The sequence below is a fragment of the Arthrobacter sp. GCM10027362 genome, from assembly GCF_042679445.1.
Taxonomy (GTDB): Bacteria; Actinomycetota; Actinomycetes; order Actinomycetales; family Micrococcaceae; genus Crystallibacter.
In genome coordinates, this window is sequence record NZ_JBHTML010000003.1 from 57,886 (window position 1) to 77,500 (window position 19,615).

The following is a 19,615-nucleotide window of genomic DNA, read 5'->3' on the forward strand; positions in this document are numbered from 1 at the left end:
ATCAGAAGGAGAGAAAATCATGCTGTTCCTGGTCCGCATGGACGTCAACATCCCCACCGACATGCCGGAGGAGAAGGCCGCCGAGATCAAGGCCGTGGAGAAGGCCTACTCGCAGAAACTCCAGCACGAGGGCAAGTGGGTGAGCATCTGGCGCGTGGTCGGCGAGTACGCCAACTACTCGGTGTTCAACGCCCAGAGCAATGACGAACTGCACGAGATGATCTCGAACCTGCCGTTGTTCCCGTACATGGACATCGAGGTCATCCCGCTGGCCAAGCACCCCTCGGACATCCACTAGTACCGATGCCGTACCTGGACGGCAGGAACTGCCTCTAGGTTCCGCTGAACCGGGGGTAAGGGAGCGGGGGGGCCACCAGCAGGTGGCCGCCCCGCTCCGGCATTCCGTCTGGGTGTTTTGGCCGGGTGCGGCCCGGGCACCGGGAAACGCCCAGCTACCCCCGGTACCGTAGAGGCAGCACTTTTTGTCCATGCCCCGGGAGGCCATGCCTTTGGACCAGCTTGCGCTCATTGTCGGACTGTTGTTTGCCACGGTGCTGGCCGTGGGCCTGGGGGAGCGGCTGCGGCTGCCATATCCGGTGCTGATGCTGCTGCTGGCCGCGACCCTGACGTTCATCCCCGGGTTCCCTGAGTTCCACATTGAGCCGGAGCTGATCCTGCCGCTGTTCCTGCCGCCGCTGCTGTTCGCGACGGCGCAGCGCAGTTCCTGGTCCGTGTTCCGGATCCGCTGGCGGACCATCCTGATGTTCGCGGTCGCGCTGGTGGTGGTGACGGTGGCGTTCGTCGCGTCCGCAGCATGGCTGCTGATCCCGGGGATTGGGGTTGCCGGGGCGATCGCCCTGGGCGCGATGGTGGCGCCGCCGGACCCGGTGGCGGTGGAGTCCGTGGCCGGCCGGGTGCACATGCCGCGCCGGCTGCTGACCACGCTGCAGAGCGAGGGCCTGTTCAACGACGCCGCGGCAATCGTGATCTTCCAGGCCGCGGCCGGGGCCACCGTGGCCGGGACCGGAATCGGCGCCGACGTGCTGTGGCACTTCCTGCTCGGAGCGGCGCTCGCCGTCGTGCTCGGCTTCGCGGCGGGCTGGCTTATCAAGGTGGTCACCCGCTTCGTCCACTCGCTGGTGGCGCGCAGCGCCATCACCCTGGTGGTGCCCTTCGCCGTGTACATCCTGGCCGAGGAGGTGCACGCCTCGGGCGTGATCGCCGTCGTCGTCACGGCACTGGAGATGAAGCGCCGGGCGCGGCCGCAGGACGCGGCGGAGCGGATCACCCGCACCGCATTCTGGGACGTGGTGGAGATGCTGGCCACCGGGCTGGCCTTCGGACTGATGGGGCTGGAGATGCACAAGGTCATCGAGGAGGAGGGCACGGCCGTCTTCGGCATGGTCGGTACCGCCGTGACGGTCTGCGTGCTGGTGGTGGCCGTGCGCTTCAGCTGGATGTACTTGGCCATGTGGGTCGGGCGCCGGCGAACGGGATCCCTGCCGCCGACGTCGTGGAAGGACGTGCTGATCCTGTCCTGGTGCGGGATGCGCGGGCTGGCGACGCTGGCGCTGGCACTGTCCCTGCCGGCCACGCTGACCGGCGGCGAGGACTTCCAGGCCCGGCACGAAATCATCGTGACCGCCTGCGCGGTGCTGCTGGCCACGCTGGTACTGCCGGGGCTGACGCTGCCGTGGCTGATGAAGGTGCTCCGGGCGAAGGCCACCGGCCAGGAGGAGCGCGAGGCCGCATTGGTGCTGGCCAGCCGGGCACAGGAGGCCGCGGTGGCCGCGCTGCAGGATGCCGATGTGGTCAAGGACCTGCCCGAGGACAAGCTGGACGTGGTGCGGGTCCGGATGAAGCGCCTGCGGGCGGACCTGATGGGGGCCGTCCCGGTGGGGCCGAAGCGGAAAAAAGGCGACGAAGACCGGGAGCTGATCGTCACGGTCCAGACCATTGCGCTGGCCGCGGCGCGCCAGGAGGTGCTGGAAGCGCGCAACGAGCCGGACACGGACCCCGAGGTGGCGGACCGGGTGCTGCGGCAGCTGGATCTGCGCACGATGATGATGCCGGACTGACCGGCCTCCACAACTACCCCTGTGACGAGTCGCAGGCGGGCCGCCACCGTCGTTAGAACGTGAGCACGATCCGTCCGCGCAGGCCGCCGGCCTCGAGCCTGCGGTGGGCTTCGGGCGCGTCGGCGGCCGGCAGCGTGGCGGCGACGCGCGGGATCAGCACGCCCTCCTCGGCCAGGGCGCGGATCCGGTCCAGCTTGTCACCGGAACGGTATTCCAGGGCCACCCGGATCGGATGGACGGTGATGCCTCGGCCGGGCTCCTCGTCGCGCCATTCGCGCACGGCGGCAATGCCCCCGCCGTCCCTGACGGCCCAGGCCGCCTTGTTGAGCAGGACGGCGGCGTCGGCGAGGCCGTCGACGCCGCCGGGAAACAGTTCCCGGATCCGTTCGGCGACATCGTCGCCGCGGGGCACGATGTGGTCCGGGCCCAGGCCCGCCACGAGGACGCGGTCCCTTTCCGCCGCATCGGCGACGACGGTCAGGCCGGCGTGCTTGGCCAGTCGGACCAGGTAGTTGCCCAAGATGCCGGCGGCACCGGTTACGGCCAGGACCTGTCCCGGCTGCAGGTCCAGCCGTTCCAGGACCTGCAGGGCGGTCAGGCCGTTCATGGGCAGGGTCGCGGCGTGGACCGGATCCATGCCGGCGGGGACGCGCGCCATGGAATCGTCCGGGCCCACGAGGTATTCGGCGTAGGCCCCGCGGTGCTGGCCGAAGGGCAGGGCGATGGCCATGACCTCGTCGCCGACCTGCCACCGGCTGCCCTCGCCCACCTCGTCGACCACGCCGGCGGCGTCCATGCCGGGGATGTGCGGGGGCAGCTGGCCGCTGGCGCCGCGCACTCCGGCGCGCACCACGGTATCCGTGGGGTTGACCGCGGCGGCTGCGACCTTGATCCGCGCCTCGCGCGGGCCCGGATGCGGTTCGGGCACCTCAAGGAGGCGCAGGGCCTCGGGCCCGCCGAAGTCGGTGACTCCAATGATTTTCATGACCGCATGCTAGCCCGCACAGCGGATGCTGTCTGTCCCGGGCACCAACCAAGCCGGGAGGGGAAGGACAATTGCCCTTCCCCTCCCGGGAACCTGCGGGACCGGTTCCCGCGGACCTGGCGGTCAGCGGGCCCGGCGCCCGTCGTCGGTGCCTTCGGCCTCGATCCGTTCCTGCCGGACCTCTTCGGAGACCGTTTCCCGGTCGGTGACGGTGTCCGTGTCCAGGCGCACCCGCTCGACCGGCACGGTTTCCTTCTCCACCACGGGCCGTTCCTCGTGCAGGACCACCTCGTGCTCCTCCTCGCTCAGGTCCGGGCCGGAGAGGGCCGCGTCCCGGTTGGCGTCGGTGATCGGCTCGCGCTCGACGCGCACCTCCTCGCGCTGGACCGGCACCGTGCGGGTGACGTTCTCGGTGACGACGTACTTGCGCAGCCGGGCCCGGCCGGTTTCCCGGGTTTCCTTGCCGACGCGGAGCTGCTCCTCGGAGCGGGTCATCGCATCGTCGGTGCCGGTGCCGGTGCGGTTGGTGCCGGCGTAGGTTCCGGTGGTCTCCTCGTAACCTTCGGTGCCGGCGTAGCCGGCAGCCTCCCCGTAGTCCGCGGTCCCGGCGTACCCGGCGGCCCCGGCCAGGCCGTAGTGCCGGTAGAGCCGGTCCTCCTCGTCCTCGTCCAGGTGGCCGTCCGGCTCGACGCGCGGGGCGTCCTTGACCTGGTCCTTGGTGTAGGGGACCCGGATGTCGTCGCCGTCGAGGGTGGCCGCGTCCAGCGGCACGAAGGTTTCGGACATGCCGAACAGGCCGGTCCTGACCGTGGCCCAGTTCGGCTCTTCCGTGGCGTCGTCCAGGTAGAGCTCGCCCAGGGTGCCGATCTTCCTGCCGTCGGGGTCGATCACGTTGGTGCTGGTTCCGGTGAGGCGGTCGAGGTTATCCTTGGGGATCATTTCATCTCCTTTGTTTCCTCCGGGCGGTGGGGCATGCCCGGTCGGTCTGTGGGAAGGCGCCGGGCCGCGCCCGGCACCGGGTCAGGCGCGGGTGCGTTCGATGGCGGCGCCGCTTCCTGCCGGGCCCTGCGTCATCCGGCCGGGTACGCCCGGGCTGTAGCGGTCCTGGTGCCGGTCTTCGGTGATGCCGCGGGCAAGCCTCCCGGCCAGCACGCCTGCGCCGACGGCGATGGCGAGGAAGGCGCCGGGCCGCCTGCGCGCAAACCCCGTGGCCTCGGCCAGCAGCGATCCCGGGTCCCGGGCCTCCAGCCAGCCGGCCACCTCCGCGGTGCGCCGGGCCGCCTGCTCAACCAGGCCCGTGGCCGCGCCCGGGGCCGGGGAGCTTTGCGCCATGGTGCGCAGCTCCCCGCTGATGGACCGAAGTCCCTCAGCGACCCGCTGCTGCTGCGCCCCGGCCTGGCTCTTCAGGTCCGATCCGAGCCGGGCTGCCAGGTTCTTGGCCTGGGCTCCGGTCTCCTGTGCCACGTGCCCGGCCTCCGAAACGGCGGTTTCTGCCACCTCCCTGGCAGCACCTGCACCGTCCCGTGCCAGGCCCTTCGCCTCCACCTTGGCCGTGGAAGCCTGCGAGGGGCCGGCCGCCGGCCGGGTCTGCGGGATGGCCAGTGTCTCGGGCTCGAGCGTCGCCCGGTCCTGCCGGTTCTGGATGGTCATGGTCTGCCTCCAATGCTTCGCATGCTCCGGGTGCGTCGGAAAACCTGCCGACCTTTCGACCCAAGCATGCTTGCTAATCCGGGGCAAGGCGCCGGTCGGCGGATTCCGTGCCGCCGAGGGGGAGTCAGATAGGCGGATTGCCGGCCGTCCGCCCTTGTCAGCCCGGGTTCCGGGCCGGTCCGGAAGACCTGCCGGAATTTCCTGAATTCGTCGGCGGGAACCGGCAGGACCAGGGGTGCGGCGGCAGGTGCCGGCTGCTGTCCGGATGGCGGGTCGCGGAAGGGGTTGTTTCCACGTGCTTATTTGGGCAAGGTAGTAAGCATGCTGAGGGTTGCCGCGGGTGGCTTCCCGGAGGCTTCTCAGGCCGTGCCCTCCCGGGGGCGCAGGCGGAACGCAAACAGACGGAACGGGAGAATCGCCATGCAGATCGACAAGCAGCAGATCATCGACATCCTCAGGTCCATGGGCAATGGTGACAAGGCCTCGCAGGCCGAGTCCCAGCTGCCCGACCAGGTGGACACCGAGCGTGACTCCGGGCTGCTTTCCAGCCTGGGCATCAATGTAAATGACATCATCGACAAGCTTCCCGGCGGCCTGGGCGACAAGCTGGGCGGCCTCGGAGACAAGCTGGGCGGCTTGGGCGGCTGATTCGTCCCCCGGCCGCGGACCCGGAGGGCTTTGATGCTCATCATCCTGGGCTTCACGCAGAAGGTGCAGGCGCTGTTCACCCGCCCCGGCACGTGCCCGCACTGCGGAGTGCACGGCCCGCAACAGGTGATCGAGCAGGCCTGGAAGCTGACGGTCTTCTTCATCCCGCTGTTCACCACGCGCCGGCGTTATTACGCCGAGTGCCTGCATTGCGGGCAGCAGACCCAGATGTCCCGGCAGGAGGCCCTGGCGGCGAGCTAGGCACGGGCGGGCCAGGCAAGTTCCAGACAAGTTAAGGAGGTGGTTTCCGTGACCACTGAAGGCAACGGACCAACCGAACCCGGCGACGACGCGGTGCACCCGAAGGATCCGGAACCTGCGGACGAAGCAGTCAGCGAGCCGGAGCAGAAGCCGCTGGAATCCACCGGAGGGCCGGATTCGGAGAACGTGGACGGCGAGGCCGAAGCCGAAAACGCCGAGGAAGGCGGCTACGGCTACTGACGCCGGACTACCGCCGGTCCGGAACCGCCGAACCCATGACCAGCGGGTTCGCGGGATTCCACCCGGGCCCGATGCTGAACTCTTCGTCCACGCGGACGGTGAAGCCGGCTGCCGAGATGGCGGCGAGGGTGTCCCGGTTCGGCTGGCAGCCCTGCGCGGCACAGGACCACAGCGGCCGGACCAGGTCCTGCAGTTTGGCATGCCGCCCTGAGCCGCGGATGTGTTCGAGGAAGAGCAGCCTCCCGCCCGGTCCGAGCACACGCCGGGCTTCGGCGAGGGCGGCTGTCTGGTCCGGGACGGTGCACAGCACCAGGGTGAATACGACGGCGTCGGCGCTGCCATCGGCCGCGGGCAGCGCCTCCGCACTGTCCGCCGAAACACTGACCCGGGCCGCCGCGGTGCCCAGCTTGGCCTCCAGCCGCCGGCGCATGTGCGGATCCGGCTCCACCGCCGTCACGCTGCAGGCGGCAGGGAAGTACGGAAGGTTCGCCCCGGTGCCGGCGCCGACGTCGAGCACGCTCCCGGTCAGTCCGGACAGCAGCGCGGCGCGGCGCGGTCCCAGCACCGTGGCTTCGGCGTGCCGGGCCGCCGCGTCATAGGTCGCCGCAAACAGGGCGCTCCCGACGCCCACCGGCTACCGGCCCCCGGCCAGCACCTCGAGCAACGTGCGGGCCACATCCGCGCTGGACTGCGGGTTCTGGCCGCTGATCAGGTTGTCGTCCACCACCACGTTGCTTTGCCACGCCGGCCCGTTCTCCACCACCACGCCCTTCTCGCCCAGCGCGGTTTCAACCAGCCACGGGGTGTTCTCGCCGGTACCGCCGCCCAATTCCTCCTCGTTGCTGAAGACGGTCAGCCGGCGGCCGGCGAAGGGGAAGTTCCCGGCGTCGTCGACCGTGCTGAGCAGGCCCGCGGGCCCGTGGCAGAACGGGGCGATGATCTTGCCGACCGCATCCGCGGCAACCAGGATCCGGCCCAGGTCCGCATCCTGGTACAGGTCCGCCATGGGGCCGTGCCCGCCGGGCATGACGACGGCGTCGTAGTCGCCGACGGCGACGTCGGCCAGGGCCAGGGGAGCAGCGAGCTCGGCGTCGATCTCCTGCAGGTACGCGGCCAGGTCATCGGCCGTCTCCTGGCCGACGGTGTCCGGGTCGAGGCTGATCTTGTCGACCGTGGGTTTGGCGCCGCCGGGCGTGGCGATGTCGATGCTGTGCCCGGCCTCGCGCAGCATGCGGTGGGCGGCCACCAGTTCCTCGGCCCAGAAGCCGGTGGGATGGCGGGTACCGTCCTTCATGACCAGGGAATCGGCGGCGGAGACAACCATGAGGATCTTGGACATTTCTTTGCTCCTGTCCTTGGATATTGGCACCGAGTCTACGCTTTGTCGGTTTCCCCGCCTCCCCCGAGGCGGAACTGCCTCAGGCGGACAGCTTCCGCGGGTCCGGGAATCCCAAAGCCACATAGCCGGGCGCCCGCTTGCCCAGGGCGGCGGCGAGCACAGGCGTCAGCTGGTCGTGGTAATCGTGGACCGTGGCCCGCGTCTTGCCCGGGTGCGGCCGGGTGATCCGGCCGGCGTACTGGACGAGCCGGCCCTTGAAGGAGACCGGCGCGGCCAGGAACAGGGTGTCCAGCTGCGGGCAGTCGAAGCCTTCGCCGATAAAGGATCCGGTGCCCAGCACCAGCAGCGGCTCGGCGTCGCCGGCCTCCGCCAGCCGGGCCACGGCCGCCTTGCGTTCGGTGGCGTTCATCGCCCCGGAGAAGACCACCGGGTCCAGGCCTGCGGCGCGGAACCGGTCCGCGAACCGGTCCAGGTGGGCGGTCCAGGTGGTCAGCAGCAGGATTTTGGCGCCGCGCCCGTACGCGGCGAGCACGTCGTCGACAATCTGCCGGAGCCGGTCTTCGTCCGCGACGAGGTCCTGGTAGATTTTGGCGATGCCGCCGGGCCGGGCAGGGTCGGCGCCGCCGCTGTAGGCGAACGACGTCGGATGCACCTGGAGGGACAGCTCCGGCGCCGGAATTTCGGTGCGCTCGCGGGGCAGCTGCTCCGGATCCCGGGCTGCCATGGTGTGGGCCACCGGGCCCAGCTGGTGGTAGATCAGTTCGTCCAGCCGGTCCCGGCGGTACGGGGTGGCGGTGAGTCCGAGCCAGTAGCGGGCCGGCATCTGGTTCATGACGTAGGTAAAGGCCGCGGCCGGGACGTGGTGGCACTCGTCGGCGATGACCAGTCCGTAATCCCCGGTCAGTTCGGCAATGTTCTCCCGCCGGGCCAGCGTGGGCAGCAGCGCCACATCGATGCGCCCGGTGGTTTTGGCCCGGCCGCCGCCGATCTGGCCGCATTGTTCGCCGGTCAGTTCCCTGATGCGCTTGCGCCACTGATCCGCCAGGGCCTTGCGGTCCACGAGGATCAGGGTGGACACGCCCCGGCGGGCCAGCAGGGCGCAGGCGACGACCGTCTTTCCGGTTCCCGGCGGCGCCACCAGGATGCCCGTCTCGACGGCGGCGAGGTCCCGGAGCGCCTCCTGCTGGTCGGGCCGCAGCCCGGCCGTGCACTCGAACCGGTGCGGGACGCCGCCGGAGCGTTCGTCCTGGATCCGCAGCGAGCTGCCCGCGGATTCCACCAGCCGGCGCAGCAGCGGCAGCAGCCCGCGCGGCAGGATGAGGTCGCCGTCGGGGGTTTCCTCGTAGCTGCGCAAAAAGCGCGGAATGTTCCAGGTGGAGCGGCGCAGCCGCTGGCGGTCGTAGAACTCCGGGTTCGGCAGGGACGCGGCGTGCTTGACGGCCGAAACCATGGCCGGACCGAGTTCGGCGGCGCAGACGGTCAGCCGTGCGCCGAACCGGGCCCGGACAATGGGCGCCGGGCGCGGGACGATCTTCGACGACGTTGGCAGTTCGAGCCGCCGCACCTCGTGGCCGAACCGGACTTCGGGGAGTTCGCGGACAAGCCTGGCCACGGTCCCGACGGAGAGCCGGTCCAGGCTCGAGAGGTAGGCCCACTGGTCTTCGTAGGGTTCGAGCGTCGCGGTGTCCAGGAACAGGGTGGCACCGTGCCGCCGTTGTTTGCCGTTCAGCGGTGCGGCGATCAGGTTCCCCATGCCCGGGCCGGTGTGCGTATCCTGGCCGGGGAACAGGCGGTCGTAGCTGTCCAGGTCCATGCTGCCGCGCAGGCCCATCGCTTCGTGGACGAGTCCGGTAGCCAGGCGGCGGGCGGATTCGGCCGGAACGGGGCTGTTGAAGAAGATCCATACGTGGGCGCCGCGGCCCGACTGCGAAACTTCCAGGGCGGCCGGAATCCCGCGGGAGCGGGCGGCCTTGACGTAGGCCAGCGCGTCCAGCATGGCGGCGGCCTTGTCGAAGTCGGCGGCGATCCACCAGCAGGTGTCGTCCCCGGCGAGCGGATACAGGCCCAGCTGGAGTTCGCCCCGCAGATGCCTGGCAATGACTTCCGGGGTCAGTTCCAGGTAGTCCGCGGTGTCCCGGCGCATGCCCTTGCGCCAGCCGCCGGCAACAGCGGGCACCCAGCCGGCGCGGCCCTCGCGCGGGTTCTCCCAGCGCACCGCGTAGATGTCCGTACGGGTGCGGAAGAGGTCCTGGAACAGGCGGACCTTCAGTTCCGGCGGCGAGGACATGCCCACCGGACCGGGTTGGGTGACGGCGAGCACCGGCTGGTCCGCCCGGGCGGCCTTGGCTTCGGCCGCGCCCAGTTCAAGCAGTTTGCGCAGCCGCGCGTTCTCAGCCCGGAGTTCTTCGAGCTCGCGTTCGGGACCGCGGTTTCCCGCCGTGTCCGGGGCCGTTTTTCCTGCCGTCTCCGGGGCAGCGCCGAGCGGCAGGACCAGCTGGCCCGCCACGGACGGCTGCCTTGCGCTCATGTTCCCATTGTTGTATAGGGCAGGCGCCGCACCAAGGCTTTGTGCAGGCGGCAGGGCAGGTGGGCACAAAATGGAAATTAAATTCCACCAATACTCTTGACGGTGACGAAGCTCACAGTGCACCATATTTCCGGGATCCCAAATTGGGATCCCGAATCTTCCCGTCAACGCGAGGAGACGGCGCATCCGGGAGCGCTGCGGCCGGCCGGACGGCGTGCGCCTTCCGGCCGGCGGCCCCCGGGCCGCACCCGGCATCCAACACCACACAAGCTCGGCGGTGGAACCATGGACCTTCATGCTTCCCACCCAGGCCAGGAGAGGCCGCTGCGGGAGAATGTCCGCGACGTCCTTAGGACGCGGATCTTCGACGGCCATTACGCGCCGGGAACCCGGTTGGTGGAACGGGATCTGGCCGCAGAGTTCGGCGTGTCCCGCCTTCCGATCCGGGAAGCGCTCAGGATGCTGCGGCAGGAGGGGCTGGTCAGCGAGCGGGCGAACTCCCGGGGAATGGTGGTAAGCAGGCTCAGTCCCGAAGAAGTGGCCGACCTGTTCGATGTCCGTCAGGCCCTCGAGGTGCTCGCCTGCCAGCTGGCGGCCGTCCGGGCTTCCGACGCGGACCTGGCGGAGCTGGCGGAGCTTCTGGAGGCCGCCCGGCGGGCCGTGGGCAGCGGTGCCTTGCATGAAGCCGAGGCGGCGAATGCGGAATTCCACGAGGCGGTGACCCGGATTGCCGGCAACGGGTTCCTCCGTTCAGCCCTCGAGCCCCTGCAGGGCAGGATGCACTGGCTGTACCGCCAGCCGCACGATCTCCGGGAGCTGATCCGGGAGCACGAGGACCTGCTTGCGGCGATCTCGAGCAGGAATCCGGAGCGGGCGGCCCGGCAGTCGCGCGAGCACATCCAGAAGTACCGGAAGCAGTACTACCAGGAGCACTAGGGCTCTCTTTTCCCGAATCTTTGCGGGGCGGGTGGGCGCATCCCCGGCCCCTTCCCTGAGGACACCCAAAAACAGGAGAAACACCGTGGACATTGCGGATTTGGTGATTGCCAACGGCACCGTGGTTAACGCCGGCGGACGCCGGAAGGCGCACGTGGTCATTGACGGCGGCCGGGTGACCGCCCTGGTCGGCGCGGCCGGGCAGGTGCCGGCCGCCGACCGGGTAGTGGATGCTTCCGGCCGGCTGGTGCTTCCAGGCGGAGTGGACGGGCACTGCCATATAGCGCAGGTGACCGGCCGGTGGCGGACCCTGGACGACTACGCGCTCACGTCCACGGCAGCTCTGTGGGGCGGGACGACGACGATCCTCGACTTCGGGATTCCGCGTGATGCTTCCGAGACGCCGCTGGAGGCGGCGCGGAACAAGCTGGAGCTGGCCGGGCAGTCCCGCTGCGACGTGGGACTGCACGCCTCGGTCATCGACTGGGACGACTCGGTTCCGGCGCAGCTGGAAGAACTTGCCGGGCTGGGCATCCGCTCGGTGAAGCTGTACATGACCAACCGCGGCACCACCATGGCGGACAATGACACGGTGCTGAAGGTGATGCGCCAGATGGCGCGGCTGGATGGACTGACCTATATCCACGCCGAGCACGATGCAATCATTGCCGACTGCACGCAGCAGCATGCCGCCCGTGGGGAGATCGGGATCGGGCACCTGCACCGGACCCGGCCGGAACTGGCCGAGGAAGCCTCGGTGCAGGAGGTGCTGGCGATGGCCGGGTACACCGGCGCACCGGTGTACTTCGTGCACCAGTCCACCCCCGGCGCCGTGGACCTGGTCGCCGAGGCCCGCTCCCGCGGCGTCGCGGCCTACTCGGAGACCTGCCCCCACTATCTGGTGCTCGACGACGGCGTCTATGCGGGCCGCTGTCCCGAATGGTATGCGTGCTGCCCGCCGATGCGTTCGGCACGGACCGTGGCCGCGCTGCGCGAACGGCTGCGTGCCGGCGCCATTGACACGGTCTCCAGCGACCACTCCTGCTACGACCTGTCCCAGAAAATCCGGCATTGCGACGACATCCGGCAGATGCCGCACGGGCTGCCCGGGGTGGAGACCCGGATGCCGGTGGTCTTCACCCAGCTGGTGGCCCCCGACGGCGCCGGGGCGGAGCGCTTCGTCCAAGTGTTCGCGGCGGCTCCGGCCCGGCTCAATGCCCTGCCGGGCAAGGGCGCGGTGGCCGAAGGCGGCGACGCGGACCTGGTAGTGGTGGATCCGTCCGAAGAGCGCACCGTGGACGGATCCGCCCTGCATATGGGCACCGATTTCTCGCCCTTCGACGGCAGGGTGCTGCGCGGCTGGCCGCAGCTCGTCGTCGCCGCCGGGCGCGTAGTCCTGGACCGGGACGGCTTCCATGACCCGGGTCCGGCGGGCCGCTTCCTGGCCCGCGGCGGCTTCCGCGAAGCCGCCGGGGGACCCCTCGCGGTCCCCGCATTCGAGGCAGCACGGTAAACCCCCAACCACCCCTTTGACTGACACAGGAGTCAGACATGAATAACGCGACGGAATCCCTGTCGGCGCTGGATCCTTCAGGCAGGCTCTACAACGAGGACCTTGCCCCGGCCGCGGAACGCAAATGGACCTCCTACAGCTTCTTTGCCGTCTGGATGTCCGCGATCCACAACATCGGCACCTATACCTTCGTGGCCGGACTGTTCGTGCTCGGGCTCACCGGCTGGCAGGTGCTGGCCTCGGTCCTGCTCGGCACCGGCATCCTGTTCGTCGGGATGAACTGGGCCGGGAAAATGGGCCAGCAGACCGGGGTGCCGTTCCCGGTGATGGCCCGGATCAGCTTCGGCATCTGGGGCGCGAACATTCCGGCCCTGGTCCGGGCGGTGATTGCGATCTGCTGGTACGGCATCCAGACCTACCTGGCGTCCATGGCGGTGGTCGTGCTGCTGCTGCGCATCGACCCGGGCCTGCGGCAGTGGCAGGACCGGAGCTTCCTGGGCCTGTCGGTGCTCGGCTGGGGCTGCTTCCTGCTGCTGTGGGCGCTGCAGCTGCTGGTGATCACCCGGGGCATGGAAGCGGTGCGCCGGTTCCAGGACTGGGCCGGCCCCATCGTCTGGGTCGTCATGCTGGCCATGGCCGCCTGGCTGTTCGCCCTGGCCGGCTGGCACATCCCGATGGACCTGTCCGTGCACCCGCTCGGCGGGGCCGAGGCCCTCAACGGCGTGCTCACCGGGGCCTTCCTGCTGGTCGCCACCTACGCCACGATGCTGCTGAACTACTGCGACTTCACCCGCTTCGCCAGGTCCGCCCGCTCCGTGGTCCGCGGCAACTTCTGGGGCATCCCGGTCAACTTCGCCGCCTTCGCCGCCATCAGCATCACCATGACCGTCGGCACCGTGGTCGTCTTCGGCCAGGCCGTCACCGACCCGGCCCTGATCCTGGCCAGGGTCCCGGACACCTTCGTCCTGGTCGCCGGCGCCCTCATGTTCATCGTGGCCACCATCGGCGTGAACGTGGTGCTGAACTTCGTCTCCCCGGCCTACGACCTGGCCAACGTCTGGCCCCGGCGGATCACCTTCCGCCGCGGCGGCCTGATCAGCGCCGTACTGGCCCTGCTGGTCATGCCCTGGAACCTGTACTCGAACCCGGTGGTCGTCAATTACTTCCTCGGCGGCCTGGGCGCCTTCCTCGGCCCGCTCTTCGGCATCATGGCCGCGGACTACTATCTGATCCGCCGCGGCCACGTCAAGGTCGAGGACCTGTACCGGTCCGACGAGGCCGGCGCGTTCTTCTACCGCAGGGGCATCAACCCCAGGGCGGTGGCCGTGTTCATCCCCACCGCCGCCGTCGCCGCGGTCATGGCCCTGGCCCCCGCCCTCCACGCCGTCGCCGCCTTCGCCTGGCCGGCGGGACTGCTGACCGCGGGCACGGCCTACTACCTTGCCATGCGCGGCGCACAGCCGGCAGGCGCGGCGGCCGCCGCTCCGGAACGCGACCTGGTGGAGGCGGTGGACTGACCGTTCCGGCCGGATGTGTGCCCCCGTCCTGCGCGGCGGGGGCACACGACTGCGGTCAGCGATGCCGGACCGGTTCCTTGCCGGCCTGGCGTACGACGGCGGGCGGCGGGGATATGCCGGCCGAGCCGGCCTCGGAAGCGGGCCGCCCGGCGTCGGACGGGCCGGCAGCTGCCGCTGCCGCGGATTCGCGCGAGAGGAATTCGCCGAGCTCCATGATGGTGCTCATCAGCGGCGCCGGGAAGACCACGGTGGTGTTCTTGTCCACGCCGAGCTCGATCAGGGTCTGCAGGTTGCGCAGCTGCAGGGCCAGCGGGTGGGCCATCATGGTGTCCGAAGCCTGCCCCAGCGCGGCGGCGGCCAGCGCTTCGCCCTCGGCGGCGATGATCTTGGCGCGCTTTTCCCGCTCGGCCTCGGCCTGCTTGGCCATGGCCCGCTTCATGGCATCCGGCAGCTGGATGTCCTTCAGCTCCACCAGGGTGACCTCCACGCCCCACTCAAGGGTGGTGGTGTCCAGGATTTTGCGCAGGTCCGCGTTGATCACGTCCGTCTCGGCGAGCGTCTCGTCGAGGGTGTGCTGGCCGACGATCTTGCGCAGCGTGGTCTGGGCGATCTGGTTGATGGCGGCCTGGACGTTCTCGATGGCCACCACGGATTTGACCGCGTCCACGACCCGGAAATAGGCGACGGCGGAGATGCCGACGCTGACGTTGTCCCGGGTGATGATGCCTTGGGACTCGATCGGCAGCGTGACAATGCGCAGCGAAACCCGCCTCAGCCGCTCAACGACCGGGATGATGAACTGCAGGCCGGGCCTCCGGGTACCGATGATCCGGCCAAGCCGGAAGAGCACGCCCATTTCGTACTGCATCACGATTCGGACGGACAGGGCCAGCAGGATGATCAGCACGATGACGACGGCGGCGATAGCGTAGTACATGCCCTTACCTCGCGGGTCCGCAGCTTCGGCGTGCCCCGCTCCGGCCGGCTGGCGGCCGGTTTCCGTGACCGGCGGCGACGCGCACCTACTGTCCGCGCCCTGATGACCGCCGATACCGGCATTCTACGCCGCGGACCTGCACCGCGGACATCACCTGTGCGGCGGGGCGGCTCAGTCCTCCGCGCCGGCGCTCCGCCTGGCTTCCACGGCTCGCCTGAGCGCCCCGGGCAGCAGCCACAGCAGGCTCAGCATGATGACCAGGATCGCGCCGCCGATGACCAGGGCCAGCTGGTCGCCGGCGACGACGTCGACAATGAAGGCCACGCACCCGGTGGCCATCAAACCGATGCCGAGCACCGCCGTCTTCACGATGCGGTGCCCCTGCGCCACGGTCGAATCCTTGACGTGCAGCCCGAACAGTTTGCGGTGGATGGCCACCGGCGTCATGATCAGGCCCGTCAGCAGGACGGAGAACACCAGCAGCAGGATGTAGAGGCCTACCTGGTACCCCTCCAGTTTGTCGAAGCGGTTCTGGAAGGGCAGCGTCATCAGGAATGCGGTAATGATCTGGGCGCCGGTCTGCATCACGCGCAGCTCCTGAAGCAGGTCGTTCCAGTTGCGGTCCAGTTTCTCCTCGAAGGATTCGCGCCGGCCGCGCGATTCCTCGTTGACGCGTTCTTCCGTTGCCATCCTGCCAATCTACCGGACCGGCGTCGGGCTTGCCCCCGTTCCTGCCGGCTGTTGAAACGGGTCCGGCGTCCGCCCACGTCAGCGCATTGGTTGGGCGAAGACCTACCCTGGCGGTCCAACTGGAAGGGAGCGGACGATTTTGTTAGCATTGCTAATGAGCAATGCTAACAAAAAACCGTGATCTGTCGTTGGAGGTCCCGTGAACGTCCAGTCCCTTCCTGTCGAACCGGAGGAGGCCCTCCGGCCGGATGCCCTGGCGGTGGAGCTGCGGATTGCGGTGATGCGCACCTCGCGGCGACTGCGGACCGAGGCCAGCGGCGACATCGTCCCGCCCGGACAGTACGCGGTGCTGGCCTACCTCGCCGGGGGCCCGCGGACCCTGCGCGAACTGGCCGAGCGGGAGCAGGTGCAGGCACCGTCGATGACCCGGATCGTCAACGGGCTGGCGGACCAGGGCTACGTGGTGCGCGAGCCGCACCCGGAGGATGGGCGGCAGGTCCTGGTCCGCATCACGGAATCCGGCGAGGCGGTCCTGGCCGATGCCCGCAGCCACCGCACTGCCTGGCTGGCACAGCGGCTGGCCGAATTCAACGATGAAGACCGCCGGACGCTGAGCCGGGCGGCCCGCCTGATGCAGGAGATGAGTGCCAGGTGAGTACCACTTTCCGTGCCCTGGGGGTGCGCAACTACCGGCTCTGGGTCACCGGCGCCCTGGTGTCCAACGTCGGGACCTGGATGCAGCGGGTGGCCCAGGACTGGCTGGTGCTGACGGTGCTGACCGATCATTCCGGCACCGCCGTGGGCATCACCACCGGCCTGCAGTTCCTGCCGATCCTCTTCCTCGGCCCCTACGCCGGCCTGATGGCCGACCGGCACCGCAAGCGCCGGATACTGCTGGTCACCCAGACGGCCATGGGGCTGTGTGCCCTGGTGCTCGGGCTGCTGGTGGTGACCGGTACCGCGCAGCTGTGGCACGTGTATGCCATTGCGCTGGCGCTGGGCATCGGCAGCGCCTTCGACGCGCCGGCCCGGCAGGCGTTTGTCTCCGAGGTGGTGGGGCAGGAGGACGTGCCCAACGCCGTCGCCCTCAACGCCGCATCCTTCAACCTGGCCCGGCTGGCGGGCCCGGCCCTGGCCGGGGTGCTGATCGCCTGGTTGGGCACCGGGCCCGCCTTCCTGCTCAATGCCGCCAGCTTCGGCGCCGTCATCCTGTCCCTGTGGCGGATGCGCACCGCCGAGCTGTTCCCGTCGGTGCGCGCCGAACGCGGCAAGCACCAGATTGTCGAAGGGCTGCGGTATGTGCGCGGCCGGCCGGACCTGATGCTGATCTTCGTCCTGGCGGGGCTGATGGGCACCTTCGGGATGAACTTCCAGCTGACCAATGCGCTGATGGCCACCTCGGTGTTCGGCAAGGGCGCGGGGGAGTACGGGCTGCTTGGGTCCGTGATGGCCGTGGGCACGCTGGCGGCGGCGCTGCTGGCCGCCCGGCGGAAGGGCTCGCGGATGCCGTACCTGGTCGGCGGGGCGGTCGCCTTCGGCGCCTTCACCATCGCCTCGGGCCTGATGCCCGGATTCTGGCTCTACACGCTGATGCTGATTCCGGTGGGACTGGCGTCGCTGACCTTCTTGAACAGCGCCAACACAAGCATCCAGCTGTCCGTGGAGCCGCAGTTCCGCGGCCGCGTGCTGGCGTTGTACATGGCCACCATTCAGGGCGGCACCCCGATCGGGGCACCGCTGGTCGGCTGGATCGGCACCGAATTCGGGGCCCGCTGGGCCGTGGCCATCTGCGGGACCATCCCGCTGCTGGCGGGGCTGTGCGCGCTCATCCTGCTCAGCCGGCGCAGCGGGGTGGACCTGCGGACCCGGGTGCGCAGCCTGTCGCAGCCGCGTGCGGCGCGAGAGGCCGGACGCGGCTAGGGCGTGGCTGCCCGGTAGCCGGTCCCAGCGGCCGCCTGCTGCCGGAAGCGGGGACACGCCCGGGCGGGCCCGCGGTGGCGGGGGGAGGAGGTGCCTGGTCCGCTAGCCGATATTCACGTCCAGGTCGACGTAGATCCCCTCGCGGGCGACGAGCTGGTCTTCCAGGTAGGTGGCCAGTGCCTCGGGGCATTGCGGGCATTCTTCCTGCGGCATCTCCCCGCGCAGGGCTGCACTGGTGCCGGCAAGTTCCAAAACCGAGAACCGGACACCATCGACAGTTCCCCGGGCGGCCAGCCGGCGGATGCAGTCTTCGAAAACATGTTCCGTTCCGGGGCGAGGGGTAGCCGCGATGTAAAAAGTCGCCAGGGCCGTCATGGTTTCCCGCCTTCCTCGTATGTGGAAGCTTTCACCTCATGCTAGTAACGGCGGCCGGGAGGTCAATCCTCCGGCCCGGAACGTCGCCTGCGCACCGGGATTCCTGCACCGCCGGTGGCGGCTTCGGCACATCCCGGCCTCCGGCGGGATGACCGGGGGTCCGTGATGCCGCGGGGGCTGGCCGGACCGGTGCCGGGACCCGTTCATATCCCGGCACCGGCCCGCTGCCGTCAGGAGGTTTCTACCACCTCGTCGTCAGGGGTCTCCGCGGAGCCATTGTCACCGCCGGGGGTTTCCGCGGTGCCGTCATCGCCGGGAGTCCCTGCCGAATCGTCGTCGTGCTCGTCATGCCATTTCTCATGCCAGTCGGACCAGGTGTCGTACCAGTCATCGCGGTCCTGCCACCAGTTGCCGGCCCACCGGTTCTCCTTCTCGCCATGCCACTTGTGCCACTTGGCGTGCTTGTGGCCGGTCTTGTGTCCCGGATGGTGGGGGCCGTGCTTGACGGAGACGGACCGGCTGGTGTCCTGCCCGGACTCGTGGGCCTGGGCCGGGGCCGCGACGGCGGCACCTCCCAGCGCCAGCAGGGAACCTGCCACGAGCGACATTACCTTACGCATATCTCACCTCTTCTATCCTGGGCGTGATGCGCCCTGACTCGATTTGGGATGGGCAGCTGCGCTGGTCAAACGTTTCACACAGAAACGCGGGGAATAACCACTGCCGGTTTGTGCGCACATTTCGACGCTAGGGGGAGGGCCGGTGCAGGTCAACACCTGCCCCCGGGTCCGCGGCCGGGCCGGGCGAATCAGTGTCTTCGGCACCGGTATCCCTTCACTGCGTGCCCGCGGCCTCCGCCCGGCCATACCGGGTCCGGACGCACCTGGTCCGTGCGGGCGTCAGCGAGCCCTGGGTCCGCGCAGCCGCGTGTGAGCCGGCCGGGCTTGACGTTGAGGAGACCGGGCGGGCCGTGTTGGCGGACGTCACGGCGTGTGCTGGACCGGCGCTTGTACGCTGGTAGCAACGTGGCCGGGCGGCGGGAGGGGAACGGCGTGGAACTGCGGGTGCTGCGGTATTTCGAGGCGATCGCCCGGCTGGGCTCGGCCACGGCCGCCGCCAGGGAGCAGCTGGTCGCCCAGCCTTCGATCTCGCGCCAGATCCGCGCCCTCGAGAAGGAGCTGGGCACCGACCTGTTCCACCGCGACGGCTACCACCTGGTGCTCACCCGCGCCGGAAACGAGTTCCTCGTCCTGGCCCGGGATATCCTGCGCCGCGCCGACCAAGCCCGCGAGGCGATGACCTGCAGGGAGCTGCCGCCCGAATCCCGCCTGGTCATCGCCTGCCCGCCGGAGACGGCCCGCTATCTGCTTGCGCCCATGATCGCCTGCGGCCGGCTGGGCACCTCGCGCATCCAGATCGCGCGGGCAGACAGGATCCTCGACGAGTTGGACGCCGGCCATTGCGACATTGCGGTAGGCCCCGCATCGCCGGACGGGCGGTTCGAGCACCGCCAGCTCGGCGCCGTGCCGCTGACCGCCCAGGTGCTGCCGGCGACGGTGCCCTGGGAACCCGGACCGGTGGAGGTGGCCGGGCTGGCGGGCCGGCAGCTGGTGCGGGTAGAGAGCTACCGGGGGATCCGCAAAGTGCTGGACCGGGCGCTGGCTGAGGACGGGAGCCAGCCGGGCGGGGTGGAGGAGGTACCGCTGCCGGAGATCGCCCAGGCCGTGGCGGCGAACTCCGGCCGCGTTTGCATCCTCTGCGGGGAAGCACCCCAGTTCGGGCTGCGTGCCCACGAGCTCAGGTCCGGCGGCCGCCGGCTCAAGATGGATTTCCACGCCTACTGGCGCACCGGCCACTTCCAGGTTGGTGCCGTCCAGGCGGTGCTGCGACAGCTTGCGGGCATCTTCAGCTGATCAGCATCCCGCGGCGGGAGGGCGGTCGAAGGGAGCAGGACCCCGGCGCCCTTCCGCGCCGGGGCAGCTCCCGGGTGCGCGGTCCT

General features: G+C 69.7%; 21 protein-coding genes. 11 read left to right on the forward strand and 10 right to left on the reverse strand.

Going from position 1 to position 19,615, the window contains the following annotated elements; translation table 11 throughout:
• Positions 1-19: 19 nt before the first annotated feature.
• Both catC and ACFQ36_RS01220 read left to right on the forward strand, forming a co-directional pair.
• On the forward strand, positions 20-298 hold the full coding sequence (gene catC / locus ACFQ36_RS01215; protein ID WP_377009756.1) for a muconolactone Delta-isomerase: 279 nt from the start codon (positions 20-22) through the stop codon (positions 296-298).
• Positions 299-509: 211 nt separating this feature from the next.
• Positions 510-2,078 carry a cation:proton antiporter gene (locus ACFQ36_RS01220; RefSeq protein WP_377009825.1) on the forward strand — a complete coding sequence of 523 codons (1,569 nt, stop codon included), beginning with the start codon at positions 510-512 and terminating at the stop codon, positions 2,076-2,078.
• 52 nt (positions 2,079-2,130) lie between these two features.
• On the opposite strand, the gene ACFQ36_RS01225 is transcribed toward ACFQ36_RS01220, so the two are convergent.
• The 3 genes from ACFQ36_RS01225 to ACFQ36_RS01235 form a co-directional block, all read right to left on the reverse strand.
• Positions 2,131-3,063 carry an NADP-dependent oxidoreductase gene (locus tag ACFQ36_RS01225; RefSeq protein WP_377009758.1) on the reverse strand — a complete coding sequence of 311 codons (933 nt, stop codon included), beginning with the start codon at positions 3,061-3,063 and terminating at the stop codon, positions 2,131-2,133.
• A gap of 123 nt (positions 3,064-3,186) precedes the next feature.
• A complete protein-coding gene (locus ACFQ36_RS01230; RefSeq protein WP_377009760.1) occupies positions 3,187-4,002 on the reverse strand; it encodes a DUF2382 domain-containing protein in 816 nt (271 codons plus the stop codon).
• Positions 4,003-4,083: 81 nt separating this feature from the next.
• Entirely contained in the window at positions 4,084-4,713 is a 630-nt protein-coding gene (locus ACFQ36_RS01235; protein ID WP_377009762.1) for a hypothetical protein, read from the reverse strand.
• Positions 4,714-5,133: 420 nt separating this feature from the next.
• Here ACFQ36_RS01235 and ACFQ36_RS01240 point away from each other — a divergent pair, with 420 nt between their 5' ends.
• From ACFQ36_RS01240 to ACFQ36_RS01250, 3 genes are read left to right on the forward strand one after another with little or no spacing between them, the layout of a single operon-like run.
• Positions 5,134-5,361: a hypothetical protein gene (locus ACFQ36_RS01240; protein WP_377009764.1), complete on the forward strand. Its 228-nt coding sequence runs from the start codon at positions 5,134-5,136 to the stop codon at positions 5,359-5,361.
• A gap of 33 nt (positions 5,362-5,394) precedes the next feature.
• A complete protein-coding gene (locus ACFQ36_RS01245) occupies positions 5,395-5,622 on the forward strand; it encodes a zinc-ribbon domain-containing protein (RefSeq protein ID WP_377009766.1) in 228 nt (75 codons plus the stop codon).
• A gap of 48 nt (positions 5,623-5,670) precedes the next feature.
• The gene (locus tag ACFQ36_RS01250) at positions 5,671-5,862 is read left to right on the forward strand and encodes a hypothetical protein (RefSeq protein WP_377009768.1); all 192 of its coding nucleotides are present in this window, start codon (positions 5,671-5,673) and stop codon (positions 5,860-5,862) included.
• 7 nt (positions 5,863-5,869) lie between these two features.
• Here the strand turns inward: ACFQ36_RS01250 and ACFQ36_RS01255 are convergent, their stop codons facing one another.
• From ACFQ36_RS01255 to ACFQ36_RS01265, 3 genes are all read right to left on the reverse strand, one after another.
• On the reverse strand, positions 5,870-6,493 hold the full coding sequence (locus ACFQ36_RS01255; protein WP_377009770.1) for a class I SAM-dependent methyltransferase: 624 nt from the start codon (positions 6,491-6,493) through the stop codon (positions 5,870-5,872).
• 3 nt (positions 6,494-6,496) lie between these two features.
• The gene (locus tag ACFQ36_RS01260) at positions 6,497-7,201 is read right to left on the reverse strand and encodes a type 1 glutamine amidotransferase domain-containing protein (protein WP_377009772.1); all 705 of its coding nucleotides are present in this window, start codon (positions 7,199-7,201) and stop codon (positions 6,497-6,499) included.
• 79 nt (positions 7,202-7,280) lie between these two features.
• The gene (locus tag ACFQ36_RS01265) at positions 7,281-9,728 is read right to left on the reverse strand and encodes a DEAD/DEAH box helicase family protein (RefSeq protein ID WP_377009774.1); all 2,448 of its coding nucleotides are present in this window, start codon (positions 9,726-9,728) and stop codon (positions 7,281-7,283) included.
• Positions 9,729-10,013: 285 nt separating this feature from the next.
• On the opposite strand from ACFQ36_RS01265, the gene ACFQ36_RS01270 reads away from it, so the two are divergent.
• The 3 genes from ACFQ36_RS01270 (at position 10,014) to ACFQ36_RS01280 (ending at position 13,694) form a co-directional block, all read left to right on the forward strand.
• On the forward strand, positions 10,014-10,664 hold the full coding sequence (locus ACFQ36_RS01270; RefSeq protein ID WP_377009776.1) for a GntR family transcriptional regulator: 651 nt from the start codon (positions 10,014-10,016) through the stop codon (positions 10,662-10,664).
• Between the two features lie 85 nt (positions 10,665-10,749).
• The gene (locus tag ACFQ36_RS01275; RefSeq protein WP_377009778.1) at positions 10,750-12,177 is read left to right on the forward strand and encodes an amidohydrolase family protein; all 1,428 of its coding nucleotides are present in this window, start codon (positions 10,750-10,752) and stop codon (positions 12,175-12,177) included.
• Between the two features lie 38 nt (positions 12,178-12,215).
• A complete protein-coding gene (locus ACFQ36_RS01280) occupies positions 12,216-13,694 on the forward strand; it encodes an NCS1 family nucleobase:cation symporter-1 (protein WP_377009780.1) in 1,479 nt (492 codons plus the stop codon).
• A gap of 55 nt (positions 13,695-13,749) precedes the next feature.
• Here the strand turns inward: ACFQ36_RS01280 and ACFQ36_RS01285 are convergent, their stop codons facing one another.
• Positions 13,750-14,631: a slipin family protein gene (locus ACFQ36_RS01285; RefSeq protein ID WP_377009782.1), complete on the reverse strand. Its 882-nt coding sequence runs from the start codon at positions 14,629-14,631 to the stop codon at positions 13,750-13,752.
• Between the two features lie 171 nt (positions 14,632-14,802).
• Positions 14,803-15,321 (reverse strand): DUF6328 family protein, encoded by a 519-nt coding sequence (locus ACFQ36_RS01290; protein ID WP_377009784.1) that lies wholly within the window; start codon positions 15,319-15,321, stop codon positions 14,803-14,805.
• A gap of 280 nt (positions 15,322-15,601) precedes the next feature.
• Between ACFQ36_RS01290 and ACFQ36_RS01295 the strand changes: the two genes are divergently transcribed.
• Both ACFQ36_RS01295 and ACFQ36_RS01300 read left to right on the forward strand, forming a co-directional pair.
• Positions 15,602-15,976, forward strand: coding sequence for a MarR family winged helix-turn-helix transcriptional regulator (locus ACFQ36_RS01295; RefSeq protein ID WP_377009827.1), 375 nt, complete (start codon positions 15,602-15,604; stop codon positions 15,974-15,976).
• Positions 15,973-17,241, forward strand: coding sequence for an MFS transporter (locus ACFQ36_RS01300; RefSeq protein WP_377009786.1), 1,269 nt, complete (start codon positions 15,973-15,975; stop codon positions 17,239-17,241). Before ACFQ36_RS01295 ends, ACFQ36_RS01300 begins: the two co-directional genes overlap by 4 nt.
• A gap of 102 nt (positions 17,242-17,343) precedes the next feature.
• On the opposite strand, the gene ACFQ36_RS01305 is transcribed toward ACFQ36_RS01300, so the two are convergent.
• Together ACFQ36_RS01305 and ACFQ36_RS01310 are read right to left on the reverse strand one after the other, a co-directional pair.
• On the reverse strand, positions 17,344-17,616 hold the full coding sequence (locus ACFQ36_RS01305; protein ID WP_377009788.1) for a hypothetical protein: 273 nt from the start codon (positions 17,614-17,616) through the stop codon (positions 17,344-17,346).
• A 230-nt stretch (positions 17,617-17,846) separates the two neighbouring features.
• Positions 17,847-18,236: a hypothetical protein gene (locus ACFQ36_RS01310; protein ID WP_377009790.1), complete on the reverse strand. Its 390-nt coding sequence runs from the start codon at positions 18,234-18,236 to the stop codon at positions 17,847-17,849.
• 387 nt (positions 18,237-18,623) lie between these two features.
• On the opposite strand from ACFQ36_RS01310, the gene ACFQ36_RS01315 reads away from it, so the two are divergent.
• Positions 18,624-19,529, forward strand: a complete 906-nt coding sequence (locus ACFQ36_RS01315; protein ID WP_377009792.1) for a LysR family transcriptional regulator — start codon at positions 18,624-18,626, stop codon at positions 19,527-19,529.
• The last annotated feature ends 86 nt before the right edge of the window (positions 19,530-19,615 follow it).

What these genes read in the sequence shown, in the direction of transcription:
- ACFQ36_RS01285 (WP_377009782.1), bottom strand. Translation starts at nt 14,631, where the DNA reads ATGTACTACGCTATCGCCGCCGTCGTCATCGTGCTGATCATCCTGCTG.
- ACFQ36_RS01225 (WP_377009758.1), bottom strand. Translation starts at nt 3,063, where the DNA reads ATGAAAATCATTGGAGTCACCGACTTCGGCGGGCCCGAGGCCCTGCGC.
- ACFQ36_RS01245 (WP_377009766.1), top strand. Translation starts at nt 5,395, where the DNA reads ATGCTCATCATCCTGGGCTTCACGCAGAAGGTGCAGGCGCTGTTCACC.
- ACFQ36_RS01270 (WP_377009776.1), top strand. Translation starts at nt 10,014, where the DNA reads ATGGACCTTCATGCTTCCCACCCAGGCCAGGAGAGGCCGCTGCGGGAG.
- ACFQ36_RS01305 (WP_377009788.1), bottom strand. Translation starts at nt 17,616, where the DNA reads ATGACGGCCCTGGCGACTTTTTACATCGCGGCTACCCCTCGCCCCGGA.
- ACFQ36_RS01295 (WP_377009827.1), top strand. Translation starts at nt 15,602, where the DNA reads ATGCGCACCTCGCGGCGACTGCGGACCGAGGCCAGCGGCGACATCGTC.
- ACFQ36_RS01240 (WP_377009764.1), top strand. Translation starts at nt 5,134, where the DNA reads ATGCAGATCGACAAGCAGCAGATCATCGACATCCTCAGGTCCATGGGC.
- ACFQ36_RS01280 (WP_377009780.1), top strand. Translation starts at nt 12,216, where the DNA reads ATGAATAACGCGACGGAATCCCTGTCGGCGCTGGATCCTTCAGGCAGG.
- ACFQ36_RS01290 (WP_377009784.1), bottom strand. Translation starts at nt 15,321, where the DNA reads ATGGCAACGGAAGAACGCGTCAACGAGGAATCGCGCGGCCGGCGCGAA.
- ACFQ36_RS01235 (WP_377009762.1), bottom strand. Translation starts at nt 4,713, where the DNA reads ATGACCATCCAGAACCGGCAGGACCGGGCGACGCTCGAGCCCGAGACA.
- ACFQ36_RS01265 (WP_377009774.1), bottom strand. Translation starts at nt 9,728, where the DNA reads ATGAGCGCAAGGCAGCCGTCCGTGGCGGGCCAGCTGGTCCTGCCGCTC.
- ACFQ36_RS01230 (WP_377009760.1), bottom strand. Translation starts at nt 4,002, where the DNA reads ATGATCCCCAAGGATAACCTCGACCGCCTCACCGGAACCAGCACCAAC.
- catC (WP_377009756.1), top strand. Translation starts at nt 20, where the DNA reads ATGCTGTTCCTGGTCCGCATGGACGTCAACATCCCCACCGACATGCCG.
- ACFQ36_RS01260 (WP_377009772.1), bottom strand. Translation starts at nt 7,201, where the DNA reads ATGTCCAAGATCCTCATGGTTGTCTCCGCCGCCGATTCCCTGGTCATG.
- ACFQ36_RS01310 (WP_377009790.1), bottom strand. Translation starts at nt 18,236, where the DNA reads ATGCGTAAGGTAATGTCGCTCGTGGCAGGTTCCCTGCTGGCGCTGGGA.